Raw genomic sequence first — 22571 nt, 5'->3', positions numbered from 1 at the left:
CGTCACTTCTTCCCCGGCCCACCAGCAGCGCCAATTCACAAAGGAGCACCGCCGTGACCGATCCGACCAACCCGACGCCGGCTGGCGAGCCTGCCGGTCAGCCGCAGCCGGCACCGGAGCCGCCCATGGCGCCGTGGAACCCGCAGACCGACGCCACCCTGCCGTCCTCGGCCGCGGCCGAGCCGCAGGTCACCATCCCGCTCGGCGCCCCCACGTCGCCTAAGCGCTCCAATGCCCGAGCCTGGGCCGTCGGCGGCCTCGCCCTCGTGATCGCCCTCGCCGCCGGTGCGGTCATCGGCGCATTCGCCGCCGAGGACGTCGACCCGGCCGCCATCGCCAACACCTCGACGTCCCCGGCTCCCAGTAGCGCCACCCCGACGACTGCCGCGCCGACGACGGCGGCGCCGACCAGCGCCGCGCCGTCGCCGACGAAGACCACTCCCGCGCCGAAGCCGAAGCCGCCGTCCTACAAGACGTTGAGTGAGCGGCAGTGGAAGCTGATCGCCAAGAACCCCGACGCGTACATCGGCAAGACCTACGTGGTCTATGGCGTGGTTACCCAGTTCGACGCCGCGACGGGCGTCGACACCTTCCGGGCGGACGTCGCGCACCGGCGGATGGCCGACAAGTACGACTACGAGACGAACACTCTTCTCACCGGGCTGGCGGCCGACCTCGACAACCTGGTGGAGGACGACATCTTCCGCGCGAACGTGACGGTGCTCAGCTCGTTCAGCTACGGCACCCAGATCGGCGGTGAGACCACGGTCCCGCTGCTCCAGGTCGATTCGATCAAGGTCCTCTGACCTCTTCCCCTACAAACGTCAGGAGGCGTCGTGCGTCCCGATGAGTTCCTCCGCGCCCTGGACCTGCTCCCCACTCCCCTGCACGAGCGCGCCCTCGCGCTGCGCGCCTACGCCCGGGCGACCCGCTGCGCGGACTGCCAGCGGATCGGCGACGCCGTGCGCCTCGCCCTCACCGCCGCGCACTACGACGAGTTCGGCTCGGCGACCCAGCTGCTCGACGCGGCGGAGCAGCAGGCCGCCCGGCACGGCTCGGCCTGCCGGACGCAGCCGACCGACCAGCAGCTCGGTCGCGGCCGGATCGGCCGCTGGGCGGGAACGACCGCGCCGCTGGTCGCCGCCACCGACGCGAGCTGGAAGGGCCGCGCCGGCGGCATCGGGTACGTGGTCAGCGACGGCCACTACGGCCTGCGCAGCCGGGGCACCGGCCGGCTGGACCCGACCGGATACTCGCGGGTCCTGATCAACGAGCTGCGCGCGGTCGACTTCCTGCTCTCCGCTTACGAGGAGGTGCCGTCGGGGCTGACCGTGCTGCTGGACAGCCTGGCCGCCCTGCGGTACCTGCACCGGTGGCAGGCCGGCGACACCGAGGCCATGCCCGCCGGCTACAGCCTGCGGCCGCGCAGGTGGTCCGCCCAGCCCACGCTGGTGCGGCTCGCCGAGCTGGTGGCCCGGCGGCCGGACCTGTCCTTCGCCCACGTGAAGGGTCACTCCGGCCACGCCCTCAACGAGGCCGCCGATGCCCTGTCGCACATGGCGCGCCGCCGCATCGGCGAAGCCTTCGACGTACGCCCCCGGGCGCACGCCCTGGTCGACGCGTTCCTGCGCGACTGGCACGCCACCGTCCCCCACTGACCGCCCCTGCAGACTTCGCACCTTGGAGATCATCATGGCTCCCACTGAGCAGGTCAGGGCCGTCCGGTCCACGGCCGCGTCGTTCCGGTCCTGGGCGGGTCCCCGACTGGACACTCGACGGCGCGCCAGCCTCCTGCTGGTCACCGCCGCGCTCACGACCGGCATGCTGACCGGATGCGGCAAGGACCAGCAAACCACCGAGGGCTTGCCGACACTGTCGGCCAGCCCGTCGGCGAGCCCGTCCCTCACGATGAGCCCGACGCCTCCGGCCGACCGGGACGGCGACGGCCTACCTGACCTCACCGACCCCTACCCCGACGACCCGAAGAACGTCCCTCAGCAGGCGCCGATCACCGTCGAATGTGAGGACAATCAGGGCTTTTCCTCGCTGCACACCATCACACCCGGCACGGACGGGCGGCCCGACTTCACGACGGTGTGGCCCGCGAAGGCGACCTCGTGCGAGATCGAAGGCGCGATCGCCATCGTCACCGACACCGAGAAGGCCGCGTACAAGACGTCGGGCTACGACGACCAGGACATCTCGACGCTCTACGAGATCTGCGCCGCGGTCGACCCGGACGACGTCTACGCCGAGCCCGGCTTTACCGCCAGCCGCGAGCAGGTCCCCGAGATCAATGCGTCGCTGATGCTCTGCCCGAAGCATCCGTACGCGAAGAAGTGGCGTGAGGCGGTCAAGCGTGGCCAGCGCGACATCGACCTGGAGGCGCAGGGGCGGCTCTTCGGGTCCGGCACGTTCCGGGTGGGCAAGGAGATCAAACCCGGCACGTACGTGACCACGGACGTCGAGGGCTGCTACTGGGAGCGGCAGAACAGGTCCGGCGGCATCATCGACAACTACTTCACCAACAGTGCCCGCCGGGTGCAGGTGACCATCCGTTCCTCGGACTACGCGTTCAGCTCCGAGCGCTGCGGCGAGTGGCGCCCCGCCCGCTGATCTGGCCGAACGCGCCCAGGACGCTTCGACAGCCCCCTGGCCATCACTGATCCGTTCACGACATCAGCTCCACGTACCGAAACCTCTTCCACCGTCCCCCGGGCGGGTCGGCACGTTCACCGGCCCGCGGACACCTCGCGCCTGGAGACGACCATGCAGCTTCCCCGCCAGCACACCCCCGCACCGGCGACCGTCGGCAGGTCCCGTACCGAACCCCTGGTCGAGCTGATCTTCGAGCGGCTCGCCGACGACGACGTGCCCGACCACACCGCCGAGGTGGTCCTCGCCGCGCTCAGCGGCGACGCCGACCTGGCCGCCGCCCTGCGGGGCGAGAAGACCAGCATCGGCGCGGGTCCCTCGGTCGACGAGGGCCCGAAGGAGCAGATCTGGCTCTCCGCGGTCACCGTCGCCGGGTTCCGCGGCGTCGGCCCGGAACGCACGCTTCAGATCGACCCTGGTCCGAGCCTCACGCTGGTGGTCGGCCGCAACGGCTCCGGCAAGTCGAGCTTCGCCGAGGCGGTGGAGCTGGCGTTGACCGGTGACAGCGCGCGGTGGGCTGACCGCAACAGCGTCTGGCGTACGGGGTGGCGCAACCTGCACTCCCCCGACCCGTGCTGGATCGTGGCGGAGCTACGGGTGGACGGCGTGGCGACGCCGGTGACGGTGACCCGGTCGTGGCCGCTCGGCGCGGCGCTGGCCGACGCGGAGGTCACCGTCACCAGCGACCAGGGTCGGCACGTCGACCTCGCCGAGCTGGGGCTGGCCCGCCCGCTGGAGCTGTACCGGCCGTTCCTCACCGCCGCCGAGCTGGGCCGGCTGACCGCCGGCACGCAGAGCCAGCTCTTCGACGCGATCTCCGCGATCCTCGGTTTGGAAGCGATCACCGAGGCCGACCAGCGGCTGATGGCCGCCGCCCGGCCCGTCGAGGCAGCCATCAAGGAGGTACGCGCGCAGCGCGTCGCCCTCCTCGGCAGCCTGGCCGACATCGCCGACGACCGGGCCCGGCGGGCCAGGGTGCTGCTCGCCGGTCGGGGCGCGGTCGATCTCGCGGCGTTGACAGCGATCTGCGACGAGCCCGACGAGGTCACCGCCGACGGGCCGCTGCTGCTGTGCCGGCGGCTGGTCGAGCTGACCCTGCCGGCCCCGGAGGAGGTGAACCGGCTCGCCGCCCAGCTGACGGAGGCCACCGCCGAGGCCCGGCGGCACGACGGCGGGCGGTCCCGGGCGGCGCTGCGCAGCGCCGAGCTGCTCCGCCTCGCCATCGAGCACCACCAGGACGCCGGCGACGGCCCGTGCCCGGTCTGCGCCGCCGGCACCCTCGACGCCCAGTGGCAGACGGCCGCGTCCGCGTCGCTGGCGCAGTTGCGGGACCGGAGTCTCGCCGCGCAGGCCGCGGCCGCCCGGCTGGATGCGCTGCTGCGGCAGGCGCGTCACCTGGTCGACGACGTCACGGTGCCCGACGGCGACCTGCCGGACACGCCGCTCGACGCGCTGCGCGAGGCGGTGGCCGCGCTGCGGGACGTGCCCGGTGAGCCGGCGGAGCTGGCGGCGCACCTCACCGCGCGGTACCCGGCGGTGGTGACGGCGGCGCGGGCCGCCCGCGCGTACGCCGAGGGGTTCCTGCGGCAGCGCGACACCGGCTGGCGGCGGGCGGCGGCCGAGCTGCGCGGCTGGGTCGACGCCGCCGGCCGGTTGCCGGAGCGGGAGGCGACGCTTGCGCGGTTGAAGGCGGCGCGGGCCTGGCTGAAGGACACCGCGGCGCGGCTGCGCAACGAGCGGGTGGCGCCGTTCGCCGAGCACTCGCAGCGGATCTGGGCGCAGCTGCGGCAGGAGAGCAACGTCGAGCTGGGTGCGATGACCCTCGCGGGCACGAACACCCGGCGGCGGGTGGTGTTCCCGGTGAGCGTCGACGGCGCCGACAACGGCACCGCGCTCGGGGTGATGAGTCAGGGCGAGATGCACGCCCTCGGGTTGGCAACGTTCCTGCCGCGCGGCTGCGCGCCGGAGAGCCCGTTCCGGTTCATCGTCGTCGACGACCCGGTACAGAGCATGGACCCGGCCAAGGTGGACGGCCTGGCGCGGGTGCTCGCGGAGCTGGCCGAGCAGCGGCAGGTGGTGGTCTTCACCCACGACACCCGCCTGCCGGACGCGGTCCGCCGGCTCGACCTGGGCAAGGCGCGGATCATCGAGGTGACCCGGGCGGAGCGGTCGGTGGTGACGCTGCGGACCGCCTCCGACCCGGTGACCCGCTACCTGGACGACGCGTACGCGCTGGCCCGCAACGAGGAGATCGCGGCCGAGGTACGCGGACCGGTGGTCGCGGAGCTGTGCCGCTCGGCGATCGAGGCCGCCTGCCACCGGGTGATCTGGCGGACCCGGGTCGGGCGGGGCGTGCCGCACGCCGACATCGAGAAGGCGATCGAGGCGGCCTCCCGGCGGCTCACCACCATCGTCGCCCTGGCAGCCTTCGACGACGCCGACCGGGGCGGTGACGTACTCGGCTGGCTCAACCGCCGACACGGGCGACGCGCCGTCAACGCCTACCAGGCGTGCCGGGAGGGCGTGCACGGGGCGTACCTGGCGGACCTGCCCGGACTGGTCGCGGACGCCCGCCTGCTCACGGCGGCGCTGTCGTGACCGCGCCGACCCCACAGCGCTGCCTGGCGGCGGCCGACCAACTGCTGCGCGGCGCCGGTGCGCTCGGCGCCGCCGCGCTGACGGCCGGCTGGTGGCCGCGGGCCTGCGCCTGCCTGATCCGGCTCGCCCTCGAAGGCGGCATCGACAGCTACTGGCGGCGGGTCAAGCCGACCGTGGCCGCCTGCCGGCAGGGCCGCGCCAAGCAGCTGATGCTGCGCGGCCGGCTCGGCCCGGGCACGGAGACCGCCCGGCGGGTGGCGTTCGCCTGGGCGACGCTCTCCGCCGCCGCGCACCACCACTGCTACGAGCTGGCACCCACCGCTGCGGAACTTCGTCGCCTGCACACCGAGGTGAGCGCCCTGCTCACCCGACTCGACGGAAGAACGGAATCCGGAGGATGACCTACCCACAGCCTGGCCACGACCCCTACCAGCCGCAGCCGCCGATCTCCGCCGTGCCGGGGCCGTACCCGCCGGTGTCCGCTGTGCCCGGCCCGTACCAGGTGTCGGGTGTGCCCGGCCCGTATCCGCCGGTCTCCGTCGCGCCCTACCGGCCCGGCGATTACCCGCCGGCGGCGCAGCGGGCGGCGGTGCAGCCTCCGCTCACCTCGGGCATGGCGACGGCGTCGATGGTGCTCGGGATCCTCGGCGTGCTCGGCGGCTGGTGCCTGTTCGGCCTGCCGTGCATCCTCGCCGTCGTCCTCGGCCACCTCGCCCTGCGGGAAACCCGGGACGGCACCAGGTCCGGCCACGGCATGGCGGTCGCCGGTCTGGTCATGGGCTACGTCTTCGTCGGCCCGATGATCGCCTTCACGTTCCTGGTGTTCTTCGGCAGCGCCCTGGGCGCGGTCACCCCGGCACCCACCCCCTGACGGTCGCCAGCGTGCCCTGTTCGTGTCGGTGGCGAATGCTTCGTCCCGAGGGCGTCGCGCGGCCTGGCGGTGCAACCGCGGTCCGGCCTGGCCGGAACGCCCGCAGCTTACCGCCGCGCTCCGATACAGGCTACGAACCGGCCACGCCGAACGCCCGGATCACGGTCTGGTCGATGGAGGCGCCATCGCCGCCGGTGGCCACCACCCGCAGGCTCACCGTCTCCGCGCCCTTCGGGTGCGCGACGGTGGCGACGAACGACCCGTCGCCGGCGGCCTTGACCTTGTCGACCTCCCGCCACGTCCCGCCCGCGTCGTGGGAGGCCCACACCCGTAGCGACACGTCCGCTGGTTGGTCTCGGCGGGCCTGGGGGTAGACGCGTAGGCCGACCTCGGTGGGTTCGCCGGCCGCGACGTCGCCGTTGAGATCAGTCGGCACGTCGTAGTCGATTTGCAGCAGATCCAGCAGCTGCTGGCCGCCGGCCGGACGGCTGGACGTGAATCCCCACGCCGTGTGGCTGCTGGTGGAGTGCTGCCACCAGGGCTCGGACTGGCGTACGTCGAGTTCGAGGCGGTACCGGGCGTGCTCGGCCGACGCTGGCCAGGTGCCCTCCAGGCCGCCCCGCTCGGCCACGAGCTCGCCGTCGCGGTAGAGCCGGGACTCCGAGTCACCGGCCCGCTCGGAGTAGTGCTCGCCGCTGTCCAGCAGGCTGCGGATCTGGATGGTGAACTGGTCACCGCTGCGGTAGCCGGGGATGCCCCACCGCGCGTCGTCCTCGTCACCGACCGCTGGGACGCCGGGCCGCACGACCGGGCGGAACCAGTCCTCGGTGCGCTTCTGGCCGGCAGTGTAGGACCGGGGTGACCCGATCAGGCCGCCGTCCTGGCTCACGGTGTGCCAGGTCATCGGGCGCCACACCACGTCACCCGGGCTGGCCCACTCGGTCCGCGCCGACGGGACCGCGATTTCCTGCGCCCTCCGCAGGACGAAGCTGTCGTACGGCCGGCGCGGGAACAGCACCTCCGCGCCGCGCTGCGGCGCGCCCGAGGCGTGGTAGCTCGCCGCCGTCCGGGCCAGCGACAGGTGCTCGACCGTCCGATCGATCGCCGCCGGGACGTGGCCGGTGTGGTAGGGGAACAGGTCGTAGACGTACGGGCTGTCCGGGGTACCGGCGATCTGAAGCTTGGCGGGACCGGCCGAGAGTCGGGTCAGCAGGTCCCGGCCCGGTGCCTGCTCGATGGTGAACGACGGGATCGGCGAGGTGGTCGGCACGGCCGCCAGCAGGAAGCCCGGCCGGTCGTGGTAGACGATCGCCGCCGCCGCACCCGCGTCGCCGACCGTGCGGACCTGCTCGGCGACGCTGACGGCGTCGGAGCGCTCGATGACCGCCAGCTTGCCGCTCAGGTCGCGCCCGGCGACGTCCTGCGGCGTTGCCCGTCCGGCGTCGACCAGATCATAGGTCCGGCGCCCGTCGATCCGTGGCGACCCGATGCTGTACTCCGCCTCCAGCGTCGCGGGCACACCGGCCAGCTTCATGGTGAACTCCGGCGCGTACAGCTCCCAGTGGGAGGAGAGCTCGAACTCGCCGCGCGTCACGGGCTCGGTCTCCGTGGCGTACGCGGCATCCACGTATCTGTCCAACAGGTAGTGCACGGCGAAGCTGTGCCGCCCCGAGGCGCGGTGGTAGCCGATCGTGATCTGGCGGGCCTCACTGGGCTGCGGGGTCACCGGATCCAGCCGCTGTCCGGTGCGCCCGTCGAGCACGATGCGGGTGTCCTCGGTCAGGGTGATCTCCGGTTTGCTGACCATGGCGATCTCCCGGCCGAACGCCCCGGCGTCGTCCATCGTCCAGAGGAAGCTCGTCAGGCTGTAGGTTCCGACTGGGACGGAGAAGACCGCCGGTCCGGCGCCGCCCTTGCCGCCGAAGATTCCGCTGGTCCACCGGCCGGTGTCCAGGTTCCACAGGTCGACCGAGCTACCGCCGGCGGCCGCCGAGCCGTCCTGGGCGATGCCCTCGACGACCAGCTCAACCATCCTGGGCTCCTTGAACACCCCGAGGCTGGTGTGCACCGTCGTGCCGTCCTCGGCGGTGGCCCGGACCTGGCCGCCGTACAGCCCGGTGTCGCCCAGGTCGGGGTCCAGGGTCAGCCGGACCTCGGCGCTTCCGCCGGCCGGTACCGTCACGGTCGAGGCGTCCGTGGTGAACATGCCCGCCGGGGCGGGTGCGCCGGTGGTCGTGGCGGCCTCGATGGTCAGACCCAGGGTGAGCGCCCGGTCGCCGGAGTTGCGGTAGACGATCGTCCTGGTGACGTCGTCCCGGTCCTCCTCGGACCAGGCGTACCTGCCGAAGCTGACCGAGCCCGGGCTGGCCGTGACCGGTTGGGCCACCGCGCGGGCGACATCCACACGGCCGGCACCGACGTCGTACACGCTCGCTCCGGCGACACTCGCCGACGAGCCCATCAAAGTGGCCTTGATCTGCTCACCATCCCATTCCGGGTGGCGCTGCTTCACGATCGCCGCCGCTCCGGCCACGTGCGGGGCGGCCATCGAGGTGCCGGAGGCCGTCACGTACCGCTCCCCGACCGGGGTGCCCAGGGTGGTGCCTTCGGCCCGGGCGGCCACGATGCCGACCCCCGGGCCGGCGATGTCGGGCTTGACCGCGTAGTCGCCGGCCCGGGGGCCCCGGCTCGAGAAGGAGGCGGGCGAATCGGACCTGTCCACGGCGGCGACCGACAATGCCGCGTCCGCGTTGCCCGGCGCCCGTGCCGTCAGCTCGTCCGGTCCGGTGTTGCCGGATGTCGCGACGAACAGGGTGTCGGAGCTTGCACTCAGCTCGTTGACCGCCTGGCTCATCGGGTCGGTGCCGTCGGTGACCTCGGTGGAGAGGCTCATGTTGACCACGGTGGCCCCGTTGGCCACCGCCCACTCCATGCCATCGATCAGCCACGAGCCCATGCCCGAGCCTTCGTTGGTCATCACCTTGCCGACCAGCAGGTCGGCTCCGGGTGCGACCCCGACGTACCTGCCACCGGAGGCCGCGCCGGTGCCCGCCACCGTGGACGCCACGTGGGTGCCGTGGCCGTGCCCGTCGGTGATCCCGGTGCCGCTGAAGTCGGCAGAGCGCACGACCTGTCCGGCCAGGTCTGGGTGTGTCGGGTCGTATCCCGTGTCGAGCACCGCCACCCGCGCTCCGGTGCCGTCGAAGCCGGCCGTCCACGCTGTCGGCGCGCCGATCTGGCGCACGCTCTCGGCCAGGTCAGGCTTGAGCACCGGGTCGAGCCAGACCTTGCTGATCCCGCCGGTCGAGCGTTGCGTGCCCGTGGGCAGGGTGCGCTTGATCCCGGACCAGAACCGGGCCGCCTCCGCGGTGGAGACCGTGACCGCCAGCGCGTCGATGCTCTCCAGGGCAGCCGTCCGCTTACTGTGCGCCGGCGGCCGGCGGCTCGCCAGGGTTCCGACGCCGGGGCCCTCGTCGTACTCGACGATGAGGGGCACAGCGTCCTGCCCGGACGGCACGCCGAGCAGGCCGGTGACGTTGAACAGCTCGCGGTCGAGGGAGCCGGCCGCGATGTACGACTGGGCCTCCGTCGGAATGACGTACACATCCGCGTCGTGCCGCACCACCGTGACGTTGGCACGGGTCCCGTCGTCGCCGGGCAGCAGCGTCGCCAGGTAGCTGCCGTCCCGGTCCCGGGCCACCGCGACCCGATCGCCGGTGATCAGCACGACTGTGCCCACCGTGGTGACGGTGCCCGACGACGGTGCCGGACCGACGGACGCCGCCGGGTCGTGGGCGGCAGCCAGCGGTGGCGCAACCACGCCCGCCACGACGCTCGCGGCCACGGCCACCGTGAACGCTCTCGTCCAGGTGCGCCCCGCTCCGGCCACACCGAACAGACCCCGTGGCATCCGCATCCCCCTCGTGCAGGTACGACCCTTGCGAGTCCGAGGATCATCGCAGCGGTGTCGCACGGGCCGCTAGCATCCGCGGTGGCGTACTCCTGCCAACGACGGGAACACGCCACGAAGGGATGGTGGAGGTGGACCTGCGCGCCCTGGGTCTGTCGGCGGACGAGTGCGCAATGTATCTGCTGCTGGTCGACCGACCCGCCGCGACCGCCGATGACGTCGGTGAAGACTGGCGGTCCACGTCGGGTGACTCCCCGGCCGCCGTCCTCACCTCGCTGGAGGCGAAAGGGCTGGTCACCACGCTGGCGGGGCACCCGGTCCGGCACGCCGCGGTCGCCCCCGACGTCGCGCTCGACAACCTGAGCCGGGTACGCGAGCAGGAGATCGCGAAGGCCCGGGCCCTCGCCGGTGAGCTGACCGAGCGGTGGCGGCGGGCCGGACGTGCCACGGTGCCGGCCGGGATCATCGAGGTCGTGGTGGGGCGGCAGGCGACCCTGCAACGCTTCGAGCAGATCCAGCGGACCTCCACGACGGAAGTCCTCATCATCGACACCCCACCGTACGCGGCGGAGCACCTGGGCAACCCGCTGGAGACCCAACTACTGACCGAGGGAGTGACCAGCTATCGCTGCCTCTACGACCGGAGCGCGCTGGAGACTCCCGGCAAGTACGAGGCGATTCGTGGCCTGGTCGCCGCCGGGGAGGTCGCCCGGGTGATCCCGGGGCTGCCGCTGAAGATGGTGATCGGTGACCGCCGCATCGCGATGCTGCCGTTGGAGACGGCACCGGAGGCGATCACCGCCGCCGCCGTCATCCACCCCTCGTCCCTGTTGGACTCGCTGCACCTGCTCTTCGAGACGCTCTGGCAGCAGGCCACCCCGCTCGTCGCCGGCCCGACGCCCGGGTCGCTGCGGACCGGGCCGCGGCTGGATCCGCTGGAGCAGAACGTGGTGCGGCTGCTGGTCGCCGGCCTGACCGACAAGGCGATCGGGCGCCAGCTCAACCTCGCGGAACGGACGACGCAGCGTCGGGTGCAGGCAATCATGCAGGCGTACGGCGTCCACAACCGTCTCCAGTTGGGCATCCGGCTGGCTCAGGAGGGCTGGGCCTGAACGCGCGACGCCAGTTCGATGCGAGGTGCGGGCCGAAACAGACTGATGGCAGCCAAAGGTGTCAGACTGATGATCTTTCATTCTTCGCGGACATTCGGAAGGACGTGGCAGGTGCCGAACAGGTCTGGCGAGGTTGACGCGTTCATGGCCACTCTCGATCACCCGCTGAGAGCCGGTGTCGAGGAGTTGAGATCGGCAATCCTGGCGTCGAACGCTGACATCTCGGAGCATGTGAAGTGGAACGCCCCGAGCTTCCGATACAACGGAGATGACCGCGTCACCTTCCGGCTTCGCCCCGCTGATCGCCTGCAACTCATCTTCCACCGCGGCGCGAAGGTCCGATCGGACGTTGCCGATTTCACCTTCCACGATTCCACCGGGCTGGTGACCTGGCTGGCACCCGACCGGGGCGTCGTTACCTTCCCCGACCTGGAGACCATCCAGTCCCAGCAGGCAGCTGTAGTGTCCCTGGTGAACCGCTGGGTCCGGGCATAGCGCTACCCGACACTTCCGGGCGTCAGTAGCGGCGTACGACGTCGGCGGCGTCGTCGGTGGTGGCACCGGGATCGAACAGCACCTCCAGGCACGCCGCCTGCGGCCCGTCGTGCCCGAAGCCGGCGATGACGCGATTCGGATCGAAACGGTGGCTCTCCCGCACCAGGTTCCAGGCGGGCTCGCCCGACCGCAGGCACACCACCGCGTCCGGCTGCGTGCCACCCCACGCCAGCGCGGGAGCCGACACGCCGATGGTGAGCACGAGGGCCAACCCCAGCCCGATCACGGTCGGCCGGCCGAGCGCCGGCCGGCCGGGCGGCAGCGCCACCGCCGCGAGAGCCGCCACGGCGTACGCCCACAGGGCCCGCTTGTCGGGCGTGTCGTGCAGGGCCAGCGCGATGACGCCGGCCCCGATGGTCTGTGTCGCCAGGGCGGTCAGCCGGAATCTTGGCGAGCCGGCGAACGCCGCCGGTATGGCGGCGAGCGCGCCGAGCAGCAGGACGAGCACGACGAGCCCGCCCGCGCTCCATTCCCGCCGGGCGTCGAGGGCGAGCAGCAGCCAGGCGAGCGCCTGCCCGCCCACGACGATCACGGGACGGAGCTGCGCCAGGAACCGCAGGGCCATCGGGCGACGATACGTGACGCGATCGATCTGGCGCAGACCCTCGTTTCTTCGCGGCAACAGGGCGACGACACCGAATCCAGTTGCGTGACGAGCGGTGGGCTTGAGTAGGGTGTGCGCCATGTCGAGCCCTGAGGCAGCCACGGTGGGGGCTTTCGGTCACGCCGTCAGCCCCCTGAACCACTGAGTTCCCTCGTTCGCCTCCCAGCAGTCTTCGCTGTCTGGGACATCTGCGTGCACCCATGGGCGCTGGCCGCGGTGACGAGACGTTTCCTCGTTCTCTCTCACCACGGAGTTCCTGATGCCTCTGCCGCTCTACCTGCTTGCCGTGGCGGTCTTCGCCATGGGCACCTCGGAGTTCATGCTCGCCGGCCTGGTGCCGGACATCGCCGCAAGCTTTGACGTGTCGGTCGGTGCCGCCGGGCTCCTGACCTCGGCGTTCGCTGTCGGGATGATCGTCGGCGCGCCGCTGATGGCGGCGCTGGCACGCTGGTGGCCTGCCCGGGCCAGCCTGCTGGGCTTCGTGCTGGCCTTCGCCGTGGCCCACGTCGTGGGCGCCAGCACGACGAGTTTCGCGGTCCTGCTCGTCACCCGGGTGATCGCCGCCCTGGCCAACGCGGGCTTCCTGGCGGTGGCGCTGAGCACGGCGGCCACGCTCGTCGCCACCGACCAGAAAGGGCGCGCGCTGGCGGTGCTGCTCTCGGGTACGACGGTGGCCACCATCGCAGGAGTTCCCGGCGGTGCGCTGCTCGGCACGGTGCTCAGCTGGCGGGCAACCTTCTGGGCGGTCGCGCTGCTCTGCCTTCCCGCCGCCATCGGCGTGGTGAGGGGCATCCCGGCACGTGCCGGACAGACCCCTCGGGGCACTCCGGCCGGTTCATCGCTGCGGGGCGAGATCGCCCAACTCGGGATGCCCAGGCTGGCCCTGGTCATGCTGCTCGGCGCCCTCGTCAACGCCGCCACCTTCGCCACGTTCACCTTCCTGGCACCCATCGTGACCGGCACGGCCGACCTGGGCGCGCTGTGGGTCTCGGTCGTGCTGGTGCTCTTCGGGATCGGGTCCTTCGTCGGCGTGAGCGTCGCGGGACGGCTCTCCGATCAGCGTCCCGGCATGGTGATCGCAATCGGCGGTCCCTCGCTGCTGCTCGGCTGGGTCGCGATGGCGACCCTGGCCGCCCAGCCGGTGGCGCTTCTGTCCCTCGTGTTCGTGCAGGGCACGCTCTCCTTCGCGGTGGGCAGCACGTTGATCGCCAGGGTGCTCTACGAGGCAGCCGGCGCACCCACCATGGGCGGATCGTATGCGACCGCCGCGCTCAACATCGGTGCCGCAGGCGGCCCCGTCGTCGCGGCAGCGACCCTCGGGGACGGCGCTGGAAACCTCGGCCCGGTGTGGGTCAGCGGCCTCCTGGTCGCGGTCGCCCTGCTCATCGCCCTGCCGCTCCGGAGACTCGTCGCACCCCCGCGCCAGCGAGGCGATGCGACGACCCACGCGAACGCCTGATGGAGTAGGACCTCGGTAGGCCGAGTCGGCATCGCATGCCGACCGCCGTCCGGAGCAGGCATGGTACCCGGCGTGACCAGCGGATCGGGATTCGAAGCGGCCTGTGAGGTGCAGCTGCCCCAGTTAAACGCCCAGTTGCAGACCAGGATCAGTTGGGCGCCGAGCTTCGCGGTGGCCCGGGCCCGCTTCGACCAGCTGCTCCGGACCTGCACCACGACCGTCGCGAACCGGCACAACGGGCCGCTGACGGTCACCGGCGTCACCTGCCTGATCGGGGCGACCGTCTCCGGGCCGGTCACGGTCCGCCCGGGTGCCACGCTGCTCGCCATCGACTCGTCGATATCCGGCCCGGTGTCGGCGTCGAATGCGGCGGCGGTGCACCTCTACCACAGCACCGTGCGCGGGCCGGTGAGCGTCACCGGTACGACGGGCAGCGCCGCCATCGTGGACACCGAGATCCACGGGCCGGCCGTGCTGACCGGCGGCACCGGAACGGTCGAGCCGATCATCGCCGACAGCACGGTGCGCGGCCCGCTCGCCTGCACCGGCAACTCGCCGGCGCCGATCAACCTCGGTGCGGCCAACACGGTGCAGGGGCAGGCCACCGGCCAGTGCGCCGGTCTCGACTGACGCACACTGAGGATCGCCAGGCGGGGGCGTGTCCTGCCGAAGCCTTGGCAGGACACGCCCCCGACGCTGTCCGGCGGCCAGTGGTGGCCTCGCGCACCGGGCGTCAGCGACGGCCCGCTGCGCGGCTCCGCCCAAGGGCGTCAGTGGCGGCCCGTGACGCGGCGCGGCCTGCGACGGGAGTCAGTGGGGGCCGGTGCCGCAAGGAGCGTGGGTTAGTAATGATCGCGCTGGCGGTGGTGTTCATCAGTCGTGACGCAACGGCTCGCCGCTGTTCACGTGGAAGTGCAGGTGCTTGGAGTCCTGGTAGGCACCGAGATTGGTCAGGACGCGAGCTGCGCCGTGTTCGGCGGTGACCTGTGTCGCGATATCGCGGACGACGGCCAGGACTTGATGGACCTCGGAGATGTCGGCGTCACCCAGGTCCACCAGCGACGGGATATGGCGTTTGGGAACGACGACGATATGGACGGGCCAGAAGGGCCGGGTGTGGTGGAAGGCGAGCACGTGGGCGGTCTCGGCCACGACCTGGATCGGGGTCCTGCCGTTGAGTGCCTGCTCGCAGTAGAAGTCGTCGGTCACCGGGCAGATGGTAGTGGTGTCGCGTCCAGGCAGTGATCGCCCGGTGGGCGAGGATGCGGTATAGCGCAGACGACGGCTTGTTCACGGTGGCGCCGGTATCCGGGCCGAAGATCGCGGTGGACAAGCGGTTCGGGATGTTCGATCCGCATCAGGTCTACCTGATGCCGCCGTCGCTGGACGAGTGGCTGCCCGAGGGGCACCTGGCTCGGTTCGTCGCCGATCTGGTCGACGAGGTGCTGGATCTGGGTCCGATCCTGGCCTCCTACACCGAGAAGCGCGGGTTCCCGCCGTACGACCCGCGGCTGATGGTGCGGCTGCTGATCTACGGCTACGCCACCGGTGGTGCGTTCATCAAGGGCGGTCGAGCGCAAGTGCGTGGACGGTGGCGTTTCGCTACCTGGCGGCGGGTCAGGGTTCTGACTACCGGTCGATCTCCCGGATCCGCGCTGGACGGCACCAAGCTGGAGGCGAACGCCTCCAAGCACAAGGCGATGAGCTACGCCCGGCTGATCGACAAGGAACAGCAGGTCGAGGCCGAGATCGCCAGCCCACCGCCCGCCGCGTAGAGCTGCTCCACCATGGTCAGTGCACCGTTGTGGTGCCGGATCATGAGGTCGAGGAAGAGCCGGTCGAACTCCGCGCCGCGGGCCCGCCCCAACCGGCCGAGCTGCTCCGGGGTGAGCATCCCCGGCATCACCGCGTCGTGCCCGGCGTGTTGCGCGTGCGGCCCGGGGACCTGCTCGCCGCGTTCGGTGAGCCACCGCTGCATCTGCGCGATCTCGTCGCGCTGCGACGTCTCGATCCGCTGGGCGAGCAGCGACACCTCCTGACTGTCCGCGCGGTCCGGGACGAGCGCGGTCATCTCCAGCGCCTGCGCGTGGTGCGCGATCATCCGCTGCATGAACTGGGTGTCGGCGGCGGTGTGCGCCGGCGGCGGGGGCAGTTGGGCCTGCTCGGCCGGGGAGAGCGTACGGCCGGCCTGCCCCGGCGCGCCCGGCTGGACGACCCGGGTGGCGGCCGGTTCCTCGGGCCGGTCGCCGGTGAGCTGGAGTACGGCGACCAGCGCCGCGACCGCGGTGACGGCGGCGACCGCCACGGCGGTCAGGACTCGGCGACGCGACGAGAACACGATCTGATCACCGTACCTAGGTTGTGTCCTGCGCCCGGATCGCGGCCAGCCCGGTCAGGTAGGTGGCCAGCGTATCCCGGCCCGCCGCTGATCTCCGCTGCTCGACCCCGGCTCGTCCCTGACCGGGGTCGCCGGACCGGCCTCGCGGCCTCCTGGCCCGTCGTTCACGGATCCCGTCGGGGGCACGAGCCAGGGGGCGCGGCTCGGTGCAGCAGGCCGGGCAGCGGCGCGAGGAGGACGAGTTCCCCCAGGCACGTCGGGCACTGCCGTAGGTGGGCTTCGAGGTCCTGCCGTTCGCGCGGGCCGAGAGCGCCGAGGAGCAGCGCGGCGATCGCTGTCGTGTAGGTGCATGGCGGCTCATCTGTCATGGTCTGCTCCGCGTTGCCGCTCGAGCCAGCCCGGCCAGATCCGTTCGGCGACGCGTAGCGGCAGCCGGCCACCGAGGTGCATGGCGCGGGAGACGCCGCGGTATCCGGGCGGCAGGCCGGCGGCGATCACGATGTGTCCGATGAGGATCGGCGTGATGAGGTACGTGGCCCAGCGGTGCACCCGTTGCAGCCAGACGAACCAGAAACCACCGGTGACGACCACCAGCCCGATGCCGCTGCCGATCAGGGCGGCGAGCAGGCCGACCATCAGCAGGTTCGCGACGCGCTGTCCCGGGTCGAAGTGGCCCTCGTGCCGGGCGAACCGGCCGGTCACGAGCCCGGCCGGCCAGCGCGTGAACCACCGCAGGTCTCCGCGGTCGTAGCGCAGCGACTCGCGGACGAACGTACGAGTGGCCCGTACCCCGAGCGTCAGCGCGGTCGCGGCGAGTGCCGCGAGCCCCCAGCCGGCGTACCGGTGCAGGCTGGTGTCGGCGATCCCGGTCAGCCGGGCGGCGACGCTGGGCTGCCCTTCCCGCCCGGCGACCAGCCACCAGCCGGTGCCCAGTGCGATCAGCACGGTGAGGTAGGTGAGTGCGTGAAACCACCGGGTGGCGCGGGAGTAACGCCGAACGGTGGCCGGGCCGCGAGCCATGCCGTCAGTAGCTGTACGGGTCGGTGCCGGCGGACGTCGGCGAAGCGCCATCGCCCCCGGCACTGGACGAGGGCACCGGTCCTCCGCCGCCGACGGTGATCGGCGTGGTGGCCTCGGCCCCGGCCGGCGAGTGGTTGGCGTTGCGCAGCGACACGTGCATCGTGTGCTGCCCGGCAGGCGCGGCGGTGATCTGAACGGTGTCCGACTCGACGATGAGGTAGTCGGATTCGTTGTCGTCGAACCAGATGTGTACGTGGTGCTGGCCGGACTCGCTGGGGCCGAGCGGCACGTTGCTGTCGATCTTGACGGTGAACGGGGTGGGCACGGTGGCGCCGCTCGCGGGCTCGACGACGATGACGGACGGTCCGCCGCCATCGCCCTCGGTCGCGGCGTTCGTCCCGGTGCAGGCGGTCAGCGTGGCCAGCAGTGCGGCGCATGCCGCGGTCTTGGGTCTCATGCCGGTACTACCTGTGTCGACCTGTTGCGGGATCTATCGCGCAGCAGAGATCCCGCACCGACCCGCCGTGCGTAGTACTGGACGTGGGTGTCAGTGACGAGGCGCTGGTCGCCGGGATGGCCGCCGGCGACCCGCAGTACACGGCGAGCTTCGTGCGCCGCTTCCAGGCCCGCGTCTTCGGCCTGGCGGTGAGCATCGTCGGAGTCTCGGCCACCGCCGAGGATGTCGCACAGGAGGCGTTCGTGCGGGCCTGGCGGTACGCCGGCGGCTACGATCCCCGGCGGGGTGCCGTTCTGCCGTGGCTGCTGTCCATCACCCGGAACGCGGCCATCGACGCCATTCGGTTGCGCCGCGATCTCCCCTACGAGCCGGAGGTGATGGTGGCGCTGCTCACCGCTACCGGAACTGCCACCACCGAACCGTCCGACGAGGTTGCTGACGCCGACCGTGTCCGCGTCGCCCTGCACGGGCTGCCACCCGAACAAGCCTCCGCCGTCGTGCTGGCGATCTTCAACGGACTCACGGCGAAGGAGATCGCCGAGTTGCAGGGCGTGCCGCTGGGCACTGTCAAGACGAGGATCAGGCTGGGCATGTCCCGGCTGCGCGATCATTTCGAGGTACGCGATGAGTGAGCTGCCGCCGTGTCGGGAGGTGCACGCCCTGCTTCCGGAACTCGCCGCTGGCGTGGCCGCCGGGGACGACCGGGCCTGGGCGCTGGCCCACGTCGCGCAGTGCCGTGACTGCCGCCGGGAACTCAGCCAGTTGACCACGGCCGCCGATGCGGTCCTGCTGCTCGCGCCCTCCGTCGATCCCCCGCCGCGGTTCGAGAGCAGGGTGCTCGCCCGGCTGGACGCGGCTCCCGCACCGCCATCCCGGCGGCGGTTCCTGGCCCGTCGACGAGTCGCGGCGGCCCTGGCGTTCGCGGTCTCGGTGCTGGTCGCCGCCGGCGGCGGAGCACTGTTCGTCCAGGCGCGTACGGCGGAGGACCGGCGTCTCGCCGACCAGTACCGGCAGACCCTCGCCGTCGCCAACGGGCGCTACCTCAAGGCGGTCGCCCTGACCACCGCGGACGCACGACCGGCCGGCACCGTCTTCCTCTATCAGGGAAACCCGTCCTGGCTGCTGGTGACCGTCACCGCCGCGCCGGCGGACGGCGCGTACCGGGCCCTCGCCGTCGACCGCGCCGGCGCCGCGCACCCGGTCGGCACGTGCCAGGTCGTCAACGGCACGGGAACGATCGGATACCGGCTCCGGCTGGCGGTGGCCGACATCAGCCAGATCCGCCTCCAGTCGACCGACGCCGTACTCATCGGCACTCTCTAGTGACTAGCGTTCGCTTGTGCCCACAACGGCGTCGGGCTCCCGCACCCCGCGCCGAGCGTCTCCGCGGTTTTCGTTCGGCGATTGAGTGCCGGGGCAAAGCGGCTCCGATTCGTAAGTCGCCCGCCGGCCGCTCCTCCGGATCGACTGTCGCAGACAGCGGTCTCCGGTGCCGCCGTCCACGACAACCAGCAACGGATGCGGCTCGAGCGAGGGCTCATCGGTTCGCTGCTCCGTCCTCCAATCGTCTCCGGTACCGACCGGTGGCCGCCCGCGCGGGGGGCGGCCACCGGCACCGGTCACGGCCGGCGGGGCCGGCGGGTGAGAGCGAAGCCGACGACGCCGGCCGCGGCGGCGAGTACGCCGCCCATGGTGCTCCAGATCCAACGCGAGCCGAGGTCGGGCAACCAGTCGAGGTACCCGCTCTCGTCCTCCTCCGCCGCTTGTGCCACCGGTTCGGCGTTGAGTATCGTGCCGGCCTTCGTGTGCGGCACCAGTGGCGCCTTCAGCTCGCCGTCGTCGCGGGAGTCCTGCCGGTCCGCGCTGACCTGCAACTCCACCTCGATCGGGAGACCGAGGTCAGCCTCCGGCAGCTCGGTCACGGACAGTCGGACGTAGTACGTCCCGGGCAACGGGTCGGCCGACCAGGGCTCGGCCCAGGACCGCACCTGCCGCAGCGTGCAGCCGAGCGACACGCTGTCGGCGGAGGCGTCGGCCGTAGGCGTCTGCGCGCCGGCCGTGCAGGACTGGCGTCGCCGGAGGCCGTCGAAGACCTCCACCGTCCAGATCGACGCGCCGCTGCGCGACTTCGGGAACGACACGGTGGCGGTGAGCTCGTGCCGTTCACCGGCCACGGCCGGGAACGACCAGTACAGAAAGTCGCCGGTGGAGGCGTCGACCTGGACCGGCTGGTCGGCGGCGATGCCGGCGGCGGTCAGGAAGGAGGTTCCGGCTCGGGTGACCGGGGTTGCGCCCGGCGAGGGCGTGGGCGCGGCCTGGACCGGGGCGGGGGCTGCCAACAGGGCCAGGCCGGCGGCGGCCAGCGCGGCACCGCTCCGGATCGTCGGGGTGCTCATCACTTCTCCCTCCAGGTGGCCACCCACCAGCGGGTGAGCAGGCCGGTAAGCAGTCCGGTGAGCAGGCCGGCCACGGCCAGCAGCAGCAGTAGCACCCAGCCCCGGCCGAGGTCGGGGGCGGTCGGGGCGGGGGAGGACGCGACCACGTCCACGGTCAGCTCGACCGGCATGCCGGGTGTCGCGTCGGTGCCCGGCTGCGGCGCGAGGGCGTTGCTGACCACCAGGCAGACTGTGGTGGCCGGGACGATCGTGGCCTCCGGCGTCGGGGGTGCCCCGTCCGCCCGCTGCTCGCCCGCCGACCAGCGCAGGCCGGCGGAGACCACGTCGGTACGGCCGCTGCCCGCGTCGACCCCGCGGACCAGTTCCCGGCCGTCGCTGGCGGTGGCCCGCAACAGCACCCCATAGTCGCGGTTGACCGGCCGGTCCAGCGCCACGCTGACCGAGGCGCGCAGTTCCTGCCCGGGGCGCACCGGCACCCGATACCACCGGTGTTCCGAGAACGCCTCCCGGTCGCTGTACACGCCGGGACCCAGCAGCGGTGCGTCGGCGCACGCCGACGTGCCGGCGATTACCGTCGGGGACGCCGTGTAGGTGTCCTTCGCCCGGTCGACCAGCTGCTTGATCCGACTGGTCAACTCGTCAGCGCTCTGCGCGGCGGTGTACGTGCCCCCGGTGGCCGCCGCGATGCAGAGCAGCTGCCGGCGCACCTTCTCGTCCGGGGCCAGGCCAAGCGTGTCGACCACCAACTTCGTACCCTGGGCGGCCAGCTCCCGGGCCACCTCACAGGGGTCCGGTGGCGCGCAGGTGTCCTCACCGTCGGTGATCAGCACGATCCGTCGGGCGGTCGTGCCGGTGCCGAGATCCTGGGCGGCCGAGCGTAGGGCCAACCCGACCGGGGTGAACCCGGTCGGCCGCAGAGTCGCCACCGCGGCCTTGGCCTGCACCCGGTCGACCCGACCGACCGGCACGATCTGCTGGGTGTCCAGGCAGCCCTGCTTCTTGTCCTTGCCCCGGTAGGTCGCGCCGAGGACCCGGATGCCGAGCTGGGTCTCTTCGGGCAGCGCATCGACCACCTCGTTGAACGCCTGCTGGGCCACGGAGATCCGGCTGCGCCCGTCGATATCCTTGGCCCGCATCGAGCCGCTGACGTCGAGCACCAGCTCCACCTTCGGCGGTTCAACCGGTGTCTCCTCGTCCGCGAGGGCGGGCGCCGGACCAGTCAACGCGGTCGCCGCCAGCAGTCCGATGAGGACGACCGCCGATCTTCTCTTGTTGATCACCGGGCGGAGTGTAGGCTAAATCCAGTTTGGACTGTCTTCCGGGTGGCTGGCTGGTTGCGACCGCACCGGAGATAATCAGTTGATCCAGCGGCGGGCGCCTACCCGACTCCACCGACTCCTGCAGTGCGCACACCGAGAACCCCTGCGCGGCGACTCAACCTCGGCATACGGGTGGGGCGGCGAACTCCGCCACGGCCCGTCGGATCTCCGCGATGTCCGACCATTCCCGGCTGGGGTGTACGCGGTTCGTGAGCAGGACCACCACGAGGTCCCGGCTGGGGTCGACCAGGAGGGATGTGCCGGTGAAGCCCGTGTGGCCGAAGGCCCCGTCCGCCGCCAGCGTGCCCATCCAGTGCGGGTCGCCGATACGTACGCCGAGGCCGTGGCGGAAGCCCGGGTCGATGGCCGGTGGTAGCTGATCGCGGGTCATCTCCGCCACGGTCTCCGGGCGTAGGACGCGGACCCCGTCGACGGCGCCGCCCTGCCGCAGCAGCTCGCCGAAGCGGGCGACGTCGGCTGCGGTGCCGAACAACCCGGCGTTGCCAGCGGTCCCGCCGAGGGACCACGAGTTTTCGTCGTGGACGCTGCCGCGCAGCATGCCGCGGCCGAGGTGGGGCTGGTGTTCGGTGGCCGCGGCGCGGGCCGCGCGTGCCGGGTCGGGCAGGAAACCGGTGTCGGTCAGTCCCAGGGGCCGGCAGATCCGCTCGTGCACCAGGTCGGGCAGCGGCTGACCGGTGATCCGCTCGGCCAGCAGTCCGGCGACCATGAATCCCACGCAGGAATATTCGAAGGAGGCGCCGGGTCGGTTGACCAGTGGGGCGCGCAGCACCGCCTGCACCCGGGACGCCGGTTCTGGCCAGTCGGTCCACAGTTGCAGCAGCGCCGGCAGCCCGGAGGTGTGGCTGAGCAGGTGCCGAAGGGTGATTCGCCGTCGCTCGTCGCCGCCGAAGGTGGGCAGCCAGTCGGCGATCGGCTCGTCGAGGCTCATCCTGCCCTCGTCGACGAGGCCGAGCAGGACGGTCGTGGTGAACAGTTTCGTCACCGAGGCGAGGTCGAAGATCGTCGACTCCAGGGCGGGCTGGAGGGCCTCCGGTGCGACCGGGGTGCCGTCCGCGTCGGCATACCGAGACAGGTGACCGACGGTAACCAGGTCGGTGGGGTGGCCGCCCCGCTGGATCAGTGCGACGGCCGCGCTGTAGAGCGGGCGGTGTCCGCCTACCAAGCCATCTACCAGCGTTGCTGTCAGTCTGGACACGGAGAGCACCATAGCGCAGCCGGCAAGTTTCTTCATCGCGCGCCAGCATTTCGGAAACTAT

The 22571-nt window shown here is 71.9% G+C and carries 21 protein-coding genes and 2 pseudogenes; 13 read left to right on the top strand and 10 right to left on the bottom strand.

Annotation, left to right across the window (positions count from 1 at the left end):
• From DLJ47_RS07735 to DLJ47_RS07710, 6 genes and pseudogenes are all read left to right on the top strand, one after another.
• Positions 1-806, top strand: a pseudogene (locus tag DLJ47_RS07735) (hypothetical protein); the annotation flags it as partial.
• A 30-nt stretch (positions 807-836) separates the two neighbouring features.
• A complete protein-coding gene (locus tag DLJ47_RS07730; RefSeq protein WP_109899364.1) occupies positions 837-1658 on the top strand; it encodes a ribonuclease HI in 822 nt (273 codons plus the stop codon).
• A gap of 34 nt (positions 1659-1692) precedes the next feature.
• Complete coding sequence (locus DLJ47_RS07725) at positions 1693-2616, top strand: hypothetical protein (protein WP_146228049.1); 924 nt, start codon at positions 1693-1695, stop codon at positions 2614-2616.
• Between the two features lie 153 nt (positions 2617-2769).
• Positions 2770-5253 carry an AAA family ATPase gene (locus DLJ47_RS07720; protein ID WP_109899362.1) on the top strand — a complete coding sequence of 828 codons (2484 nt, stop codon included), beginning with the start codon at positions 2770-2772 and terminating at the stop codon, positions 5251-5253.
• Entirely contained in the window at positions 5250-5654 is a 405-nt protein-coding gene (locus DLJ47_RS07715) for a hypothetical protein (RefSeq protein WP_109899361.1), read from the top strand. Before DLJ47_RS07720 ends, DLJ47_RS07715 begins: the two co-directional genes overlap by 4 nt.
• On the top strand, positions 5651-6124 hold the full coding sequence (locus DLJ47_RS07710; protein ID WP_109899360.1) for a DUF4190 domain-containing protein: 474 nt from the start codon (positions 5651-5653) through the stop codon (positions 6122-6124). Before DLJ47_RS07715 ends, DLJ47_RS07710 begins: the two co-directional genes overlap by 4 nt.
• Positions 6125-6254: 130 nt before the next feature.
• On the opposite strand, the gene DLJ47_RS07705 is transcribed toward DLJ47_RS07710, so the two are convergent.
• On the bottom strand, positions 6255-9863 hold the full coding sequence (locus DLJ47_RS07705; protein ID WP_158289797.1) for a S8 family serine peptidase: 3609 nt from the start codon (positions 9861-9863) through the stop codon (positions 6255-6257).
• Positions 9864-10156: 293 nt separating this feature from the next.
• Here DLJ47_RS07705 and DLJ47_RS07700 point away from each other — a divergent pair, with 293 nt between their 5' ends.
• Positions 10157-11146, top strand: a complete 990-nt coding sequence (locus DLJ47_RS07700) for a helix-turn-helix transcriptional regulator (protein ID WP_109899358.1) — start codon at positions 10157-10159, stop codon at positions 11144-11146.
• A gap of 144 nt (positions 11147-11290) precedes the next feature.
• Positions 11291-11641, top strand: a complete 351-nt coding sequence (locus tag DLJ47_RS07695; protein ID WP_233257705.1) for a DUF1801 domain-containing protein — start codon at positions 11291-11293, stop codon at positions 11639-11641.
• A gap of 22 nt (positions 11642-11663) precedes the next feature.
• Here DLJ47_RS07695 and DLJ47_RS07690 read toward each other — a convergent pair whose 3' ends face one another.
• The gene (locus DLJ47_RS07690; protein WP_109899357.1) at positions 11664-12266 is read right to left on the bottom strand and encodes a hypothetical protein; all 603 of its coding nucleotides are present in this window, start codon (positions 12264-12266) and stop codon (positions 11664-11666) included.
• Positions 12267-12564: 298 nt separating this feature from the next.
• On the opposite strand from DLJ47_RS07690, the gene DLJ47_RS07685 reads away from it, so the two are divergent.
• Together DLJ47_RS07685 and DLJ47_RS07680 are read left to right on the top strand one after the other, a co-directional pair.
• Positions 12565-13764, top strand: coding sequence for a Cmx/CmrA family chloramphenicol efflux MFS transporter (locus DLJ47_RS07685; protein WP_109899356.1), 1200 nt, complete (start codon positions 12565-12567; stop codon positions 13762-13764).
• 72 nt (positions 13765-13836) lie between these two features.
• The gene (locus DLJ47_RS07680) at positions 13837-14394 is read left to right on the top strand and encodes a hypothetical protein (protein WP_146228048.1); all 558 of its coding nucleotides are present in this window, start codon (positions 13837-13839) and stop codon (positions 14392-14394) included.
• Between the two features lie 243 nt (positions 14395-14637).
• Here DLJ47_RS07680 and DLJ47_RS07675 read toward each other — a convergent pair whose 3' ends face one another.
• Positions 14638-14973 (bottom strand): HIT family protein, encoded by a 336-nt coding sequence (locus tag DLJ47_RS07675; RefSeq protein ID WP_109899354.1) that lies wholly within the window; start codon positions 14971-14973, stop codon positions 14638-14640.
• 116 nt (positions 14974-15089) lie between these two features.
• Between DLJ47_RS07675 and DLJ47_RS07670 the strand changes: the two are divergent.
• A pseudogene (locus DLJ47_RS07670) lies at positions 15090-15521 on the top strand (transposase); the annotation flags it as partial.
• On the opposite strand, the gene DLJ47_RS36700 reads toward DLJ47_RS07670, so the two are convergent.
• The 4 genes from DLJ47_RS36700 to DLJ47_RS07650 form a co-directional block, all read right to left on the bottom strand.
• A complete protein-coding gene (locus DLJ47_RS36700) occupies positions 15470-15835 on the bottom strand; it encodes a DUF305 domain-containing protein (RefSeq protein ID WP_233257708.1) in 366 nt (121 codons plus the stop codon). The pseudogene DLJ47_RS07670 and the gene DLJ47_RS36700 overlap by 52 nt on opposite strands.
• A 431-nt stretch (positions 15836-16266) precedes the next feature.
• A complete protein-coding gene (locus DLJ47_RS07660) occupies positions 16267-16470 on the bottom strand; it encodes a zf-HC2 domain-containing protein (protein ID WP_109899352.1) in 204 nt (67 codons plus the stop codon).
• Positions 16460-17122: a cytochrome b/b6 domain-containing protein gene (locus DLJ47_RS07655; RefSeq protein WP_109899351.1), complete on the bottom strand. Its 663-nt coding sequence runs from the start codon at positions 17120-17122 to the stop codon at positions 16460-16462. Before DLJ47_RS07655 ends, DLJ47_RS07660 begins: the two co-directional genes overlap by 11 nt.
• Positions 17123-17126: 4 nt before the next feature.
• Positions 17127-17579 (bottom strand): hypothetical protein, encoded by a 453-nt coding sequence (locus tag DLJ47_RS07650; RefSeq protein ID WP_109899350.1) that lies wholly within the window; start codon positions 17577-17579, stop codon positions 17127-17129.
• Positions 17580-17662: 83 nt separating this feature from the next.
• Between DLJ47_RS07650 and DLJ47_RS07645 the strand changes: the two genes are divergently transcribed.
• The gene (locus DLJ47_RS07645) at positions 17663-18211 is read left to right on the top strand and encodes an RNA polymerase sigma factor (protein ID WP_199235736.1); all 549 of its coding nucleotides are present in this window, start codon (positions 17663-17665) and stop codon (positions 18209-18211) included.
• Positions 18204-18902 carry a zf-HC2 domain-containing protein gene (locus DLJ47_RS07640; protein ID WP_109899349.1) on the top strand — a complete coding sequence of 233 codons (699 nt, stop codon included), beginning with the start codon at positions 18204-18206 and terminating at the stop codon, positions 18900-18902. The genes DLJ47_RS07645 and DLJ47_RS07640 overlap by 8 nt, the downstream gene beginning before the upstream one ends.
• 296 nt (positions 18903-19198) lie before the next feature.
• On the opposite strand, the gene DLJ47_RS07635 is transcribed toward DLJ47_RS07640, so the two are convergent.
• The 3 genes from DLJ47_RS07635 to DLJ47_RS07625 form a co-directional block, all read right to left on the bottom strand.
• Positions 19199-19975 carry a peptidase gene (locus DLJ47_RS07635; protein ID WP_109899348.1) on the bottom strand — a complete coding sequence of 259 codons (777 nt, stop codon included), beginning with the start codon at positions 19973-19975 and terminating at the stop codon, positions 19199-19201.
• A complete protein-coding gene (locus tag DLJ47_RS07630; RefSeq protein WP_109899347.1) occupies positions 19975-21255 on the bottom strand; it encodes a VWA domain-containing protein in 1281 nt (426 codons plus the stop codon). Before DLJ47_RS07630 ends, DLJ47_RS07635 begins: the two co-directional genes overlap by 1 nt.
• 154 nt (positions 21256-21409) lie before the next feature.
• The gene (locus DLJ47_RS07625) at positions 21410-22510 is read right to left on the bottom strand and encodes a serine hydrolase domain-containing protein (protein ID WP_158289796.1); all 1101 of its coding nucleotides are present in this window, start codon (positions 22508-22510) and stop codon (positions 21410-21412) included.
• Between the last annotated feature and the right edge of the window lie 61 nt (positions 22511-22571).

This window comes from Micromonospora sp. S4605 (assembly GCF_003176715.1).
In the GTDB taxonomy this organism is placed as follows: domain Bacteria; phylum Actinomycetota; class Actinomycetes; order Mycobacteriales; family Micromonosporaceae; genus Micromonospora; species Micromonospora echinaurantiaca.
This window is presented reverse-complemented; position numbering and strand designations above follow the sequence as displayed.

Coding starts and splice junctions, on each gene's coding strand:
- DLJ47_RS07725 (WP_146228049.1), top strand. CDS start 1,693: ATGGCTCCCACTGAGCAGGTCAGGGCCGTCCGGTCCACGGCCGCGTCG.
- DLJ47_RS07720 (WP_109899362.1), top strand. CDS start 2,770: ATGCAGCTTCCCCGCCAGCACACCCCCGCACCGGCGACCGTCGGCAGG.
- DLJ47_RS07710 (WP_109899360.1), top strand. CDS start 5,651: ATGACCTACCCACAGCCTGGCCACGACCCCTACCAGCCGCAGCCGCCG.
- DLJ47_RS07700 (WP_109899358.1), top strand. CDS start 10,157: ATGGTGGAGGTGGACCTGCGCGCCCTGGGTCTGTCGGCGGACGAGTGC.
- DLJ47_RS07695 (WP_233257705.1), top strand. CDS start 11,291: ATGGCCACTCTCGATCACCCGCTGAGAGCCGGTGTCGAGGAGTTGAGA.
- DLJ47_RS07690 (WP_109899357.1), bottom strand. CDS start 12,266: ATGGCCCTGCGGTTCCTGGCGCAGCTCCGTCCCGTGATCGTCGTGGGC.
- DLJ47_RS07685 (WP_109899356.1), top strand. CDS start 12,565: ATGCCTCTGCCGCTCTACCTGCTTGCCGTGGCGGTCTTCGCCATGGGC.
- DLJ47_RS36700 (WP_233257708.1), bottom strand. CDS start 15,835: ATGACCGCGCTCGTCCCGGACCGCGCGGACAGTCAGGAGGTGTCGCTG.
- DLJ47_RS07660 (WP_109899352.1), bottom strand. CDS start 16,470: ATGACAGATGAGCCGCCATGCACCTACACGACAGCGATCGCCGCGCTG.
- DLJ47_RS07655 (WP_109899351.1), bottom strand. CDS start 17,122: ATGGCTCGCGGCCCGGCCACCGTTCGGCGTTACTCCCGCGCCACCCGG.
- DLJ47_RS07650 (WP_109899350.1), bottom strand. CDS start 17,579: ATGAGACCCAAGACCGCGGCATGCGCCGCACTGCTGGCCACGCTGACC.
- DLJ47_RS07640 (WP_109899349.1), top strand. CDS start 18,204: ATGAGTGAGCTGCCGCCGTGTCGGGAGGTGCACGCCCTGCTTCCGGAA.
- DLJ47_RS07635 (WP_109899348.1), bottom strand. CDS start 19,975: ATGAGCACCCCGACGATCCGGAGCGGTGCCGCGCTGGCCGCCGCCGGC.